The sequence below is a fragment of the Pediococcus ethanolidurans genome (assembly GCF_964062635.1).
GTDB lineage: Bacteria > Bacillota > Bacilli > Lactobacillales > Lactobacillaceae > Pediococcus > Pediococcus ethanolidurans.
Window position 1 is genome coordinate 318,331 of sequence record NZ_OZ061250.1, and the last position, 14,229, is coordinate 332,559.

The 14,229-nt window shown below is 37.8% G+C and carries 18 protein-coding genes; 9 read left to right on the forward strand and 9 right to left on the reverse strand.

Features of this window, described 5'->3' with window-relative positions:
* Positions 1-272 precede the first annotated feature (272 nt).
* From AB3219_RS01545 to AB3219_RS01555, 3 genes are all read right to left on the reverse strand, one after another.
* Positions 273-1,208, reverse strand: a complete 936-nt coding sequence (locus AB3219_RS01545; protein WP_216754123.1) for a phosphate/phosphite/phosphonate ABC transporter substrate-binding protein — start codon at positions 1,206-1,208, stop codon at positions 273-275.
* Positions 1,209-1,443: 235 nt separating this feature from the next.
* Positions 1,444-1,893, reverse strand: a complete 450-nt coding sequence (locus AB3219_RS01550) for a GNAT family N-acetyltransferase (protein WP_216754124.1) — start codon at positions 1,891-1,893, stop codon at positions 1,444-1,446.
* Positions 1,894-1,949: 56 nt separating this feature from the next.
* Complete coding sequence (locus AB3219_RS01555; protein WP_216754125.1) at positions 1,950-2,867, reverse strand: YafY family protein; 918 nt, start codon at positions 2,865-2,867, stop codon at positions 1,950-1,952.
* 91 nt (positions 2,868-2,958) lie between these two features.
* Here AB3219_RS01555 and AB3219_RS01560 point away from each other — a divergent pair, with 91 nt between their 5' ends.
* Positions 2,959-3,423, forward strand: a complete 465-nt coding sequence (locus tag AB3219_RS01560) for an effector binding domain-containing protein (RefSeq protein WP_216754126.1) — start codon at positions 2,959-2,961, stop codon at positions 3,421-3,423.
* A 134-nt stretch (positions 3,424-3,557) separates the two neighbouring features.
* Here AB3219_RS01560 and AB3219_RS01565 read toward each other — a convergent pair whose 3' ends face one another.
* Positions 3,558-3,839, reverse strand: a complete 282-nt coding sequence (locus AB3219_RS01565; RefSeq protein WP_260365549.1) for a LasU family protein — start codon at positions 3,837-3,839, stop codon at positions 3,558-3,560.
* Positions 3,840-4,059: 220 nt separating this feature from the next.
* On the opposite strand from AB3219_RS01565, the gene AB3219_RS01570 reads away from it, so the two are divergent.
* The 4 genes from AB3219_RS01570 to AB3219_RS01585 all read left to right on the forward strand — a co-directional run bounded on the left by AB3219_RS01570 (position 4,060) and on the right by AB3219_RS01585 (position 7,207).
* The gene (locus AB3219_RS01570; RefSeq protein WP_216754127.1) at positions 4,060-4,956 is read left to right on the forward strand and encodes an ABC transporter ATP-binding protein; all 897 of its coding nucleotides are present in this window, start codon (positions 4,060-4,062) and stop codon (positions 4,954-4,956) included.
* The gene (locus AB3219_RS01575; protein WP_216754128.1) at positions 4,949-6,169 is read left to right on the forward strand and encodes an ABC transporter permease; all 1,221 of its coding nucleotides are present in this window, start codon (positions 4,949-4,951) and stop codon (positions 6,167-6,169) included. Before AB3219_RS01570 ends, AB3219_RS01575 begins: the two co-directional genes overlap by 8 nt.
* A gap of 73 nt (positions 6,170-6,242) precedes the next feature.
* Positions 6,243-6,755 (forward strand): YbhB/YbcL family Raf kinase inhibitor-like protein, encoded by a 513-nt coding sequence (locus tag AB3219_RS01580; RefSeq protein ID WP_216754129.1) that lies wholly within the window; start codon positions 6,243-6,245, stop codon positions 6,753-6,755.
* Positions 6,756-6,961: 206 nt separating this feature from the next.
* Positions 6,962-7,207 (forward strand): hypothetical protein, encoded by a 246-nt coding sequence (locus AB3219_RS01585; protein WP_057807544.1) that lies wholly within the window; start codon positions 6,962-6,964, stop codon positions 7,205-7,207.
* 11 nt (positions 7,208-7,218) lie between these two features.
* Here the strand turns inward: AB3219_RS01585 and AB3219_RS01590 are convergent, their stop codons facing one another.
* Positions 7,219-7,689, reverse strand: coding sequence for a MarR family winged helix-turn-helix transcriptional regulator (locus tag AB3219_RS01590; protein WP_057807543.1), 471 nt, complete (start codon positions 7,687-7,689; stop codon positions 7,219-7,221).
* A gap of 113 nt (positions 7,690-7,802) precedes the next feature.
* On the opposite strand from AB3219_RS01590, the gene AB3219_RS01595 reads away from it, so the two are divergent.
* Both AB3219_RS01595 and greA read left to right on the forward strand, forming a co-directional pair.
* Positions 7,803-8,789, forward strand: a complete 987-nt coding sequence (locus AB3219_RS01595; protein WP_216754130.1) for a zinc-binding alcohol dehydrogenase family protein — start codon at positions 7,803-7,805, stop codon at positions 8,787-8,789.
* Between the two features lie 68 nt (positions 8,790-8,857).
* Positions 8,858-9,334, forward strand: a complete 477-nt coding sequence (gene greA / locus AB3219_RS01600) for a transcription elongation factor GreA (protein WP_216754131.1) — start codon at positions 8,858-8,860, stop codon at positions 9,332-9,334.
* A gap of 124 nt (positions 9,335-9,458) precedes the next feature.
* Here the strand turns inward: greA and AB3219_RS01605 are convergent, their stop codons facing one another.
* A complete protein-coding gene (locus tag AB3219_RS01605) occupies positions 9,459-10,367 on the reverse strand; it encodes a proline iminopeptidase-family hydrolase (protein ID WP_216754132.1) in 909 nt (302 codons plus the stop codon).
* Between the two features lie 245 nt (positions 10,368-10,612).
* A complete protein-coding gene (locus AB3219_RS01610; protein WP_216754133.1) occupies positions 10,613-11,461 on the reverse strand; it encodes an aldo/keto reductase in 849 nt (282 codons plus the stop codon).
* 145 nt (positions 11,462-11,606) lie between these two features.
* On the opposite strand from AB3219_RS01610, the gene AB3219_RS01615 reads away from it, so the two are divergent.
* On the forward strand, positions 11,607-11,768 hold the full coding sequence (locus AB3219_RS01615; protein WP_156407381.1) for a hypothetical protein: 162 nt from the start codon (positions 11,607-11,609) through the stop codon (positions 11,766-11,768).
* A gap of 73 nt (positions 11,769-11,841) precedes the next feature.
* A complete protein-coding gene (locus tag AB3219_RS01620; RefSeq protein ID WP_216754134.1) occupies positions 11,842-12,306 on the forward strand; it encodes a GNAT family N-acetyltransferase in 465 nt (154 codons plus the stop codon).
* A gap of 451 nt (positions 12,307-12,757) precedes the next feature.
* On the opposite strand, the gene rbsK is transcribed toward AB3219_RS01620, so the two are convergent.
* Together rbsK and AB3219_RS01630 are read right to left on the reverse strand one after the other, a co-directional pair.
* Positions 12,758-13,681 (reverse strand): ribokinase, encoded by a 924-nt coding sequence (rbsK, locus tag AB3219_RS01625; RefSeq protein WP_216754135.1) that lies wholly within the window; start codon positions 13,679-13,681, stop codon positions 12,758-12,760.
* Between the two features lie 94 nt (positions 13,682-13,775).
* Positions 13,776-14,147 carry a nuclear transport factor 2 family protein gene (locus tag AB3219_RS01630; RefSeq protein ID WP_216754136.1) on the reverse strand — a complete coding sequence of 124 codons (372 nt, stop codon included), beginning with the start codon at positions 14,145-14,147 and terminating at the stop codon, positions 13,776-13,778.
* Positions 14,148-14,229 lie beyond the last annotated feature (82 nt).

A 14,229-nucleotide genomic window follows, 5' to 3' on the forward strand; every position in this document is an offset into this window, starting at 1 on the left:
CAGAATTCCTTTCGTTTATCCGTTTTGCAAGAAGAGGCTGGGGAAAAAACTCCCAGCCTCTTTTCCGAGCTTTAATAGTCTAAATCGGAAAAAAAGGCTGGCTTCTTCGCTTAGCTACGAAAACCAAACGATTCAAAGAACGAATCATTTGATTTCCTAGGCTGCCATAGCAACTTATCGCTTTAGCGATTTTAGTTGCATGGACAACGTAGTATGCTCGAAGCCAAAACACCTTTTTTTCCACTCTCCCAAAATTCAATTGTCTTTGAAGACTATTTATTTAATTTTTTGGCCGTCTTATCATATGAACGAATAGCGTTGTAGTCGCTGTCCTTAGCTGTGACATAATTTTCATGTGAGTAAACGGAAGAAATAATTGCGTGACCTTTCTTGGTTTTGGCAATTGCTTTAAAAGCGTTAGAAATCTTTTTATCCCATTTACTACTCATATCACCACGAACTGTGATCGTATCATTGGGAATTCCTTTGGTCGTGTAAATTGGCACAACTTTTTTCATAACATCTTTAGCGTCTTTTTGAACAAGTAATCGCGCACCTTGGAAGACAAAGGCTGCATCAGCATCGCCGTTGTATACCGCCATAACGCCTTGATCATGACCTTTAACTTGAACCGTCTTAATATTATCTTTGTTAATATTGATGCCATTTCGATAAAGCTCAACTGCTGGATAAATCCATCCGGCAGAAGATGTTGTATCCTGAACAGCGATCTTCTTACCCTTTAAATCTTTAATTGATTTAATGCCACTATCTTTTCGAACCAAAATTTGTGCTTTGTAAGTGTTAACTAACTTATTTGTAACCTGATCATTGGGTTCTTTGTAACCATAACGCTGAGCCTTCAATAAAACTTTTGCGTTATATTGCTTGTGAGCTAAAACATACGCATCAGGTGGTAAGAAACCTACATCAACCTTCTTAGAACCCATTGCTTCAACGATTGTGTTGTAATCTGTTGAAACTGAAACCTTAACAGGAATACCAAGTTGTTTCTTCAGTAATCCCTCCAATGGTTTTGCCTTTGCTTCAATGGTACTAGCATTCGATGATGGCACGAATTGCACCGTCAACTTCTTTGGTGTATAGGACTTACTAGCCGAGCTACTTGAACTCTTTCCGCAAGCTCCTAAAACAAAAACCAGTGATAGTGCACCAACAATTGTAGCCAAACGCTTAAACATTCGCATCAAACTGTCTCCCCTTTTGATTTGTATTTGACAAATTCAGTGTATCTCACAATATGAACTATTTCAACCATAATTTTAAATATAGTTAGCGTTTTAAGTGTGAACTTGTGCTTTTAACTTTTTGTATTAAAAATTAAATCGTAAAACTCATACAATTGAAGGACAAGCCTTGTTCGTATTTAGTATTAAAAGATGAAAAAAACAGCCTAGCACTTGGCTAAGCTGAAAATAATAATTAGTTTAATTTTAAAAGCATGTCTTGGTGGGGAATTCCGGTATCCAAATAGACATCACTTGTTGCCTGAAATTCAAAAGAACCATAAAATTTCACTAGATAAGCCTGCGCTTGAATCACAACTTGCGTAATTTCCGGATGGATAGTTCTTAAATACTTTAAACTCTCCGTAATAATCGTTCGACCATAGCCTTGCCCACGAAATTGGGGATTAACAACAACACGACCAATTCTAATTTGATTGGCTAGTTTTTCTGGAATTAATCTCAAGTAACCAACCAGTTTATTCTGGGCATTAATTAACTGCAAATGTTCGGCGATTAAATCGTCCTCATCCACTTCCTGATAGGCACAATTTTGCTCGACCACAAATACCTTGGTTCTCAATTTATATATCTGAAAAAGTTCAGTATTTGTGAGTTGCTGAAAGGCCTTAATCTTAACTTGCATTTTTTCAACCACCTTAATTAAATTTTATGAACTTCAATTTTTGGTTCAGTTTAAGTTCATTTATCATATTGTGACAATAATTGTTTCAAGAAACGTTTATAATTTTCGACAAAATCTTTTGGTGCGATTACTTGCAATCGAGAACCAAAACCCGCTAAATAACGGTAGCCAAACTCATGATAAGGTACCGTTATTTCTGCATCATAATGGTTGAAATCCACCACATTCAAGACCTTAGCGCCATAACGTCCTACAAATTGATCACGAATACTGGCATCAATTCTCACCCGAACGGGAATACTCGGAAAAGGAAAAGTACCTGGTTGATGACGAACTTGAGCCTGATAGTCACGCGGTTTAAATGTTATCGTTAATAGTTTGCTAGCTGTGATTCGTGAAATTTTGAAACTACGATAGGCTTGCCGGTTTAAACTGTAAGCTTCTAAATACCAACGTGTTTCACGTGCTTGTAATTGATAGGGTTCTACTTGTCTGGTTGTCTGTTGGCCCGTCACATCAATATAAGTTAGCTGAACCAGATGATGTGTTTTAATTGCCTTTTGTAGCATCTCCATAGTACTAGCCAGCTCATTTCTACCAGCCCACTGATGAAATGAAATAGAAACCGAATTTTGGGTAACTTCACTCGGAATCATACCACGAATTTTCGTCAATGTTGTTTTGATATCTTCGTTTAACATCAAATTTTGAAAGCCACCAAGTGCAACCAAAACATTTTGCAAATCGGTAACGGAAAGCAGTCGTTTATCAAATTTATAGGTTGGCATGATGCCAAAGCCGCCTTTGCTGCCTCGGATTGCATAAATCGGAATATTAGCTAAGTTTAAAGTGTCCATGTCACGAAGAATCGTGCGCTTCGTTACCTGAAAATAATCTGCCAGTTCTTGGGCAGAAATTGTTTCTCGTGCTAACAACATCATCACAATTGAAATTAATCGCTCAATTTTAGTCACAAAAATATCCACCAATTTTTTATTAGTGACATACATATGTCACCTTTCACTTAGTATACTACTGACATACCAAATTAAGGAGATCTTTTCTATGTCATTCGAAATCGTTACTTTATCTAAACAATTAATCGCAGGTTTAACCACTGTTTTACCCACACCAGAATCTTTTGATGATATCTCAGCAATGAGCAAGGTTAAGTCGGAATACCTAGAAAAATACAAACAAGAAGCTAGTAAATTAGCTAAGTTTGCGCAAGATGAAAATGTGTATGGGATTAACTTTAATGATGCAAACCAGAATTATCTTGTAGGTGTAAAAGTGAATGATGTGCCAACAGGTTACGCAAGTTTTTCAACACCAGCTGGAATTTTTGCTAAATTTACTACAAAAGCTGCCGACCGTAACCAAATCGATCAATTTATCGGGGCTGCTTATGGTGAACTAGGTCAATCCGATGAGTACGGAATTGGTGGTAATTATAACTTAGAGGTTGTCAATAATTTCGTTAACGACGCTGATACATTTACGTTGTTTTTGCCGGCTGTGAAGAAGTAAAGAAACTAAAAATGGCTACTCTATTAATATGGGGTAGTCATTTTTTTGATTAATAAATCTTGACGATGTCGAAAATTATGATAGCTTGTAATTTTTAAAGCTTTTACCATGTTCAACTTAATTTCAAGTAACTTTTAATTATGCGTCATTAAATAAAATGCCAGTATAATCGTAGCAATCAACAATACAATTAAATATGAATAAAATATTTTTGATTTTAAGCCCGTTCCTTTATCTCCTCTACCAGTTAACGTTATTGCATCTATAAAGATAATAATAGTCGTATATACTTCCAAACCAACCAAACTAAAAACAAACCAGTTAACCCATACTCCGTTTACAGATTTTAAATACAAACTATATATAAAAGTCAGTATTAAAATAAATGTCGGTATTATTTCAAGAGTTCTCCTCATGTTTATTCCCCCAATTTAAATATGAATCTTTTGTATCTTCCCCAGACTTTAACAACCAAGTCTTTATATGCTTATTATGCTTTTGCGTTAAGCGCTTTCATAAACGTGTTAGTTTCTTTAATTCTCTTTTTTATCATAATTCAGTAATCATTCTTTTTATGTCCCTTATCCTGTATAATACGTGTAAACGAATACAACTACTAACAGGGGAGTTGGTAAAATGTTACAAGTGAAAAATCTGAATAAATCATTCGGACAAATGAAAGCTGTTGTGGATGAAAATTTTACCGTTAATGATGGTGAGATTTTGGGTCTAATCGGCCAGAATGGTGCTGGAAAAACAACCACCTTTCGGATGATTTTAGGCTTATTAAAATCTGATTCTGGCTCTGTGCTTTGGAATGGGCATCCCTTTACCCGCAAAGATACAGATACCGTCGGCTTTTTACCAGAAGAACGCGGGCTCTATCTCAAAATGACTGTTGAAGAACAAGTGGTTTATTTTGCCGAACTGCGCGGACAAAAACCGGCCATTACGAAACAAAAATTAGATGATTGGATGCAGCGTTTCGCAGTTAAAGGTAAACGAACAGACAAAATCAAAGACTTATCCAAGGGAAATCAACAAAAAGTTCAATTAATTGCCACCCTTATTCATGAGCCTAAACTAGTCATTCTAGATGAACCGTTTAGTGGCCTAGATCCCGTCAACGCCAGTCTTTTGGAAGACGGAATTGAACGTTTGAAATCACAAGGATCCTCCATCATCTTTTCATCGCATGACATGGGTAACGTTGAAAAAATTAGTGACAAACTGCTCATGCTTCGCCAGGGTGAGACCGTTTTAAATGGTGTTACCAATGAAATTCGCGAAAGTTTCGGTGATACGCGCATTTTTATTCAGTCACCACTTACTACCAACGAACTGCTAGCAATCGACGGTGTCATTAGCGTCAAAAAGTATCAGGCTGGTTTCGAATTAAAGCTTACTAATCCAGAAGTCGGTAAAACTGTTTTTGCAGCTGCAACTAAAAATGGCTATATTCGTGAGTTTTCTCAACAACCGCCGACACTAGACGAGATTTTTCGCATGAAAGTAGGTGTTTCTCATGAATAAATTTTGGGTTGTTTGTAAACAAGTCATTCGAAAAAACATCAAAAGTCCTACCTACATTGTTTTACTATTAATGCCTGTACTGCTACTTGGTTTCATGGTCGGAGTTGCCGCAATTAAAAATCACACTAGTGAAACACCACAAATTGCCATTGTTAGCAATAACACAACCTTTAGAAATGCTTTGCTGAAAAGTAACTCTAAGGACTATACGATAAAACGTTCCGTTGATACCTCTAAAAAAGCTGAGAAGGCTTTATCACAGGAAACTCTTGACGGTTATTTAACCATTACACTAACTGGTAAACAAGTAAGGGCCGTTTATAAATCACGTACCAATGGCAATACTCTTGACACAACTAGTTTAAAGAGTTCTCTAAATTCGTTAAAAATGCAACAGACAGCCACGCGCCTTGGATTATCGCCCACTCAGCTGACCGAATTATTCACACCAGCAAGTTTTAAAACACAATCTGTTTCCTATTCTAATGGAAAAGAAAAAACGCAAAAAAATAATCAACAAGATATTAATAGTCTCTTAGCTATGGTGGTCACTATTTTGATTTATATTTTCATGGTCAGCTACGCCAGTTTAATCGCGCAAGAAGTAGCCACAGAAAAAGGTTCACGAATCATGGAAATTCTGGTTAGCAGTGTCGCACCACAAGTGCAGTTTTTCGCCAAAGTGACCGGTATGTTTGCACTCATCTTACTTCAGGTAATCATCACCGCAATCTGTGGATTTTTGGGGATGAAATACTTAAGTGGTAATGTGCAGTTTCTAAAAGACTTGGATTTAAGTCAAATTCAGCCCAACATTCTCATCATATTAGGATTGTTTTTCATTCTAGGAATCACGCTCTATACGATTTTGGCAGCCGGGTTAGGAGCTTTGGTTTCCCGTGCCGATCAAGTTAGTCAGGCAGTTTCACCACTGACCATGATTGGTTTAGTGGCTTATGGTGCTTCCTTTGTAGCAATGAATTCTAATACTTTTTTGATCAAATTAGGTTCATTTATTCCATTCGTGTCGCAAAGTATCATGCCCGTTCGTTACGCGGTTGGTAATGCATCAACTGCAGACGCTATCATCAGTTTGATTATTCTAGCTGTTGCAATTATTCTCGTCACTTGGTTTACCACCAGACTTTACGCTAACCACGTGTTAGACTATTCTGACAAGAAAATTTGGAAACGCATTTTTAAACGAAATTAGCTAGGCATTTACATTTATACTCACTTAAATTTGCAGTATGGTTAAGTTAGTCAATTTTAAGGAGGTTTTCAACATGAAAGTTTCAGTCCCCACTTCAAACGGTTTACTGTTAGATAAATACGGAAAATATGCGTCAAATGATGAAGTCTATAATGGTCATCCTGCCATATCTTTTCCTGTAAAAATTACAGATGTTCCTAAAACAGCCAAAACCATTGCGTTAACGTTATTAGATTTTGATTCTGTGCCTGTCTGTGGCTTTGCTTGGATTCACTGGACAGCAATTAACATCCCGGCTGCTTCCACCATTGACATCCCAGAAAACGCCAGTCGTCAAGGTGACATTTCTATGGTGCAAGGAAATAATAGTACTGCCGGACCGCTAATTGGTGAAACCGATCCGCTAACTACCCGTCATTACATTGGACCTACCCCACCAGATAAAACTCATGATTACTGGCTGAGTATTTATGCATTGGATACAGAGCTCAATTTGAAGGAAGGCTTTTGGTTAAATGAATTTTATCATGCCGCCAAAGGTCATATTATTGAAAAACAACGACTGAGCATTCTTAGTCGTGCATAGAAACAATTAAACAGACTAAAATTGCATAATAGCGCAATTTTAATCTGTTTTTTATCAAGATTTAATCTTTATTTAGTTGTCATTAGGTTTAAATTAAGTCCTTTAGATTTTCTTATTCAAAAGTCCGCAGAATGTTCACACATATTTAAAGTCGATTTAACCTAGTCACCGCATACTTAGTATATTAATCCAAAGGAGCGATGAATATGTTATTAAATAATCAAAATCTATCGGTCTTAGAGGTTCAAGTATTAGGGGTTTATCAAACTAAAATTGAAGTCAAAACTATTTCTGGGGAATGTCTCTTCGTCTACCCCACTCAAACTCAAAAAGATGATCCACTTTTTTGGCAATCTCTAAAGGATATCATCAAAGCTAAACTCTGGCTTCCAATCAACAAAACTTTGCATCAATTAATTGACTCTGATTGGTTAGTTCCTATGAATGCCTAAATAAGCTCAATTTAAAAATTTATTTGTGAATTTATCAATTTCATCAAAAAATCTCTAACCATCTGAATGTCTGCATCCGAAAATTCCGCAACAGCTGCAAGTGCCCTTTCTTGCAGCTGTTTGTGTAATTCCATATGGGCCTTTGCCAATTGTTTGCCAGCAACTGTTAGCTTTAAGTAAACTGTTTTTTTATTTTTTGGTTGATGAAATTTTTCTAGTAATGCCAACCGTTCCAGATGATTAATTCGTCTGGATGTCCCTCCTTGGGTGATTTGAATCGCCTCAACAACTTCACTCACTGTTTTTTCTCCATTCAATAAAACATCTAAAATATCTAAATCATTATGAGTTAAATGACTTTTCTTAGGATCACCGCCAATTGCCGCATGCTTGGCAATCCATGTTTCATGTTGATTATGCGTTTCTTTATCACTAATTTGATGTAACAGTTCATCAATTTCTTTATATTGCATTTCATTCATTAATTTCACCTTCTTTATATATATTACCAGTAATTTATAGTTGACAGCAAGACTTTTTGAGCTTATATTAAATACATTACTAGTAATATAAAAATTAAAAGGAATGATTATTTATGAAAGCATTAACGATTAAAGATTTTAAAACTGCTCCAGAATTCTCTGACAACGTGCCAGAACCAACCACTGACAAAACATTCGATACCTTAATTGACGTTTTAGCAGCACCAATCGAAAACTTTGATAAGGCCAATGCTGCTGGCCGTCACTATTCAAGTACTTATTGGCATCCCACATTCCCAAGTATTCCTGGTGCCAGTGGAATTGGTCGTCGTGTAGACAATGGCCAACTGGTGGCTTTTCCAGCTCGAACATTGAAACCTCAATTCGGTTCCTACGCTCAACGAACAGTTGCCAATTCCAAATTGTTATTAGGAATTTCAGATACTACTGATATTTATACAAGTGTCGCCGCAGCATCCTCGCTTTTAACCAGTGTGGCACCCTTAAAATTCAGTTTAGATGTTAAACCTGGCGACACAGTACTCGTAAATGGGGCTACTGGTTTTGCTGGTCAATTGGCCATTCAAGTGGCTAGAAGTATGGGTGTTAGTGAAATTATCGGAACTGGCCGTAATCCAGAACGGTTGGCCAGTCTAAAAGCTCTAGGTGCGACACAAACAATTTCACTGGCTGAAGATGATCAAACTATTATGAAAAATTTGACTAGCATGCATATTCAGGGTAATTTAATCATCTTAGATTACTTGTGGGACCATCCAATCGAACTGATTTTGCATGCCATTATTCCTAACAGTTTAGCTATGAAACGTGCCACATCCCTCGTTTCAATTGGAGCAATCGCTGGACAAGAAATTAGTTTGCCATCCAAAGCTTTGCGAACTTCTGGACTTCAAATTATTGGTATGCAAACACCAAAAGTAATGGCTAACCCGCAAGCCGTCTATAAAGCTGTTTGGGACCTAATTAATACCGGAAAAATTCAATCAGCCGTCAAAACGATTTCTCTAGAAGAGGCTGCTACACAAATCGATTGGCAAAAACCAGTTCCAAGTGGCGTTCGTACTGTCATTAAAATGTAGCAAATAAATGGCATCTCCCTTTCTGACAAGGTAAAATAGAAGAAATGAATGTACAGAAGAGGAATAATATGTCAGAACCAGTTTTTAATGAAATTACAGCTGCCGGGTACCACCAAATTGAACATGAAATTGAAGATTGGAAATCGCAACGTCCGGCCTTGATTAAGGCTTTAGCAGAAGCAAGTGCTTTAGGTGATCGTTCTGAAAATGCCGAATATACTTCCGCCAAACGAGATTTGCGTCATCTTGAAAGTCGACTCCATTTTCTTACCAAGCAGTTACAGTATTCAAAAATTGTTGCACCAACTGACAACCAAATTGTCGAAATTGGCAAATACGTCACCCTTGAATTTGTCGACGATCATGACCAAGTAACCTATCAAATTGTGGGAAAACAAGAAGCGGATATCAAGGTAAATAAAATTTCGTTGGCTTCTCCGCTTGGATCGGTACTGATGGGCAAGACCGTCAATGATACGGTGACGGTTCAAGCTCCTAAGACTAGTTATCAGGTCAAAATCTTAGCGGTAACTTTAAAAGATTAAAAAGTGGTGTAACTTCTTTAGTCTCATATTGCCTAATTTTAAAAAAATCGTCTAACTAAGTAAGGCTCTTAGGCAGGAATTTTCCTGTCTTTTGCCACACTTATTTAGACGATTTTTTTCATTTTTAGTAAGCTACAAACGTTCCTTCTTCTACATCCCGCAAATAAGCTTCCAGATCATGGAAGAAAGCAGCCGGATTATCTCGACTATGCGAGTGACCACTATTTGGTGTTAGCACAAACCGTGCGTTAGGCAATGTTTGTTGCATGCGCCGTCCCGCTTCAAGGGGCATGGTATCATGATCGCCAAAAGTTAATAAAGTTGGCACCTTAATTTCATGCAGGCGATCCCGCACATCCCAGCCGTTTAATTTTCCAACCATGACAAATTCATTATTACCCTGAAAATAATTATATACCGGTGTGGCCAGATGCCCACTTGCACGATGCTGACGTGCTTCTGGTTTGCGCATTGAAAAATTGTTATCCAAAATACGCACTAAAGATTGATATTCAGGATAATCAAATTTTTCCACCGTTTCGATCCCTTCCATGTAGGATACTTGAGCTGGTGATAACGTTTCACGTCGTAGTTTGTTCACATGTGGCGTATATTCCGCAATATTATCAATCATACTCATGATAATTAAGCCCTTCAAATGTTGCCCATATTTCAAAGCATACTCTTGTGCAATCAAACCACCCCAAGAGTGACCCAACAAATAAAAATTATCGAGACCTAATTTTTGCCGAACCTCTTCAATTTCATCAATATAATAATCGAAAGTTAAATACTTATCCCGCACTTCGGGATCCGTAAAATCTGGTTGATCGGAAAAATATGACCCTAACTGATCGTACATTGAAACTCGTACGCCCAAGTTTTTTAAGTGTTCATCAAAATGCTCAAATTCTTCATGGGTACCACCAGGTCCACCATGCAAACATAAAAGATTAATTTTTCCTTCACCAACTGTGCGCGTAAATAAGTGATAACCATTATCAAGGGTTAAAAGATGTGTGCCATTTTTCATAACTTGTTCCTCCTAAAATAAAAACCATCGATCAGGAATTTACCCAACCGATGGTTCAAAAATTGCATAACTCAAACTAAATTAGCAAGTTAAGAAGGCAACACATCGGCAGTTATCTTAATTAAGCTAATCACAATAATTTGTAAACCTAATTTAGTATTTTGCATATGTGTCACCCTTCAACTTTGAATTACAATTAGTATGCAATTACAAAATTAGAAAGTCAACAGTTTTTTAATTTAATTTTAACCTTGCGTAGAATTATGTGAATGTTCTGGCGCCGTATCTGGCATATTATTTAACGTTACCATATCTGCGTCACTGATTTCAAAATCTAGTTTTGCGTTATTTTCAATATGATCTTCACCGACAGCCTTTGGTAATGGTAGGATGCCATTTTGCAAACAGAATCTCAATGCCATTTGAGCCACACTGACATCATACTTTTTAGCTAAGGTAGCCATCTTTTCGTTTCGTAGTAAACCACCCGTTGCTAAAGGTGAATAGGCTTCAACTAAAATATTATTTTTCTTTGCAAACTCCGTTATCTTTGGTTCAGTAAATCCAACATAATATTGAATCTGATTAACCATGGGTTTAACTTTTGCGTCTGCCATGACATTTTTAAGATCATGAACATTGAAGTTTGAGACGCCGATTGCTTTTACACGACCGCTTGCATAAATATCCTGCATTGCGCGCCAAACTTCTACATTACCTTCATCACAATCTTTGCCGATTTGACTCCATGGCCATGGTGCATGCACTAAATAAAGATCGACATAGTCAATATCAAGTTTCTTAAACGTGCTCTCAAAATCTGCCATTGCTTCATCGTATGTTTTGCTTTGAGCCGGAAGTTTTGATGTCACAAAAATTTGATCACGCGAAATTTTGGAATCGCGAACTGCACGACCAACATCAGCCTCGTTGCCATATGCTTTAGCAGTATCAATATGACGATAGCCTACTTTTAATGCATTACGGACAGCCTGATAAGCCACATCACCCGCTGGTGTTTGCCAAGTACCAAATCCCACTTTAGGAATCTTGACGCCATTTGCTAATTCAAATCTTTCTGTTAACACTGACATAATTTGCCCTCATTTCTAAAAATTAATTGGGACATTGAATGCCCTACAAAACAAATTGTACGCGTTTTCTTGGTAGAGGTCGATTAATAAGGTTTAACCTGTTAAAATATAAGCAATTACTAGACTGTAAAAAGGAAGTGTCTCTATGTCAGCTAAACATTATCAACGCCAAATTGCCATCGCCATTTTAATCCTTGTTATTGGTATCATTCGTCCGTTTCCAGTTCAACTATTTAACACACTCTGCCTAATTTTAGGCGCAGCTTTAATCGGTTTAACCATTGTAATGGGTAGAAATAGGAAATAGCTAGCTACCCGCTGACGCTAGGAAACCAGTTTCATTTAGCGTATGATAGGCCTATAGGTGAAAGGAAGTGTCCATGATGGCTAGAATTATGAAAATGACTGCCCAGCAAGCCAATACTTACCTTAACTGGCAGTACCCAGAACCATATACATTTTATAACTTTCCACCTTCAATTAGTCGATCAGAGTTATTAAATGAATTGCTTGCGAGCAACAGTGATTATTTTTCAATTTTGGATGACGATAACCAATTATTCGGTATATATGAATATCAATTTCATAATGGCGTCATGGAAATTGGCCTTGGTATTCGCCCAGAGGACACTGGCAAAGGCTATGGGGTGCAATTTGTCAATCAGTGCATCGTTTTTGGCCAACAACATTATCATTACTTTGGTAAAATCACATTAGAAGTCGCCAGTTTTAACAAACGTGCCATTTATCTTTACAAAAAAATTGGTTTTCGCAAAGTAAGTGAACGTGCTGCTCATCCTTTCGGAATTCCCGTAACTTTTATTAAGATGACATTTAATCCATAAAAATAGGTCCAACGACAAAACTAGTTTTCGTTGTGACCTATTATTTTTATATCTTTTATTAGATCGGGAACAATTCCGTAAATCGGTAGGCATTGATGTTTAAGCAGGATTCCTGCGGGATTGCGATCCCGCACTACCTCGACTTCCGTGTTAACTTTCGTTCCGAAAGTTTTTTATTCTCGGTACGTTGTCGATTCTTGTGGCCAACCCCTGCCGCAAGAACTCGCCTCCATCCGCGTTTTCTTCTTTTCCCGCCAAGCCTTAGGACAACTCCGCAAATCAGGCATTGACTTATAAGCGAGATTCCTGCGGGATTGCGATCCCGCCTCCATCCACGCTTGCTTCTTTTTTCCGCCGATCCTTAGGACAACTCCGCAAATCAGGCATTGACTTATAAGCGAAATTCCTGCGGGATTGCGATCCCGCCTCCATCCCGCTTATAAGTCAATACCTACCGATTTGCTACGTTCACTTCTTTTAACCTCGGAATCGAATCCATCGCTCCTTCTTTTTGCACCGTCAATGACGACGCCAAATTTGCAAACTCAATCGTCTCATCCATATTACTTAAATCTGGCACCACCTTGGCCGCTATCGCCCCAATAAACGTATCACCAGCCGCCGTCGTATCCACCGGCACCACCTTATGCGCTGGCACCAACCTACTTTTTTCTCCAACACTATAGAAAACGCCATTCGATCCCAACGTAATCACCACATTCGCAATTCCCATTTCTTGGAATTTAACTGCCGCCTTTTGACAATCTGCCTCTGTTTCCACTTTTTGACCAGTCAACGTAACCGCTTCCGTCTCATTTGGCGTAATCACATCCGTCAATCGTACCAATTCCTCCGGTAATTCAGGCAGTGCCGGCGCCGGATTCAAAATCGTTAAAGCTCCAACCTGTTTTGCCAGTTTAAAAGTCGCAATCACCGGTTCCAAATTAGTTTCCAACTGCGCAATCGTAATTTGTGAACGCTGAATATTTCCTTTATCTGCATTAACGGCATCTACTGATCCCAGTTTATTAGCGCCACCTTCAACCATAATCGTATTATGACCATCAGGTTCAAGCATAATGAATGCCTGTCCAGTATTGGCGTCGTTTAAAATACGCACGCCACTAATATCTATTCCCTCATTTTGACACTTATTTCGAAGTAGTTTTCCAGCATCATCATCCCCAACTGAACCAATAAAATGTACTGATGCACCTAAACGTTGAGCAGCCACAGCCTGATTGGCACCTTTTCCACCTGCTGCTTGACTACTAGGTTTCAATAAACTCAGTGTTTCTCCCTGCAATGGGATATGTGCAATTGGAATGTGTATGTCCATATTCAAACTACCAACAACCGTTACATTATTTGCCATGGTTACTCCCTCTTTTTGACTGTCTTCATGTTCATTTCTTTTCCATCTAAGTGTATACAGAGCGCAATATCCATGTCAACAATGTTTCTCAACTTTAGCTATTTTGATACGGACGGATATGCTCCGACTTAGATTGATATTCATCTATTCTCAAAATTTGATTGTTTTTAGCCCACTGAATAACAGAAATTCCATCAAATTCATAAGTTGTTTTTTCATGTGCTTTAAAAAACCATTTTACGAACGACTGATCACCGGCCAAAGTGATGTTATCAATCCGCCATTCCAAAACTGTCTGTTCAGCTGACTTGTGCCGAATCCAAGCTTGAACTTCTGGCAGTCCAACATAACGGGGACCATAACATTCCGTGTAGCAAATATCGGATGAAAAGATTTCTGGTAGCTGCTTAAAATCTTTTTTGACCCACATCTGAAAGTACTCTGCAATGATCGTTTTTTTATTCATTTCAAAAACATCTTCCTTTTTTCAAACGTTGAATTAGCATTCAATAATCTTTTATATTCAATCTAAAATAAATAAACGAACG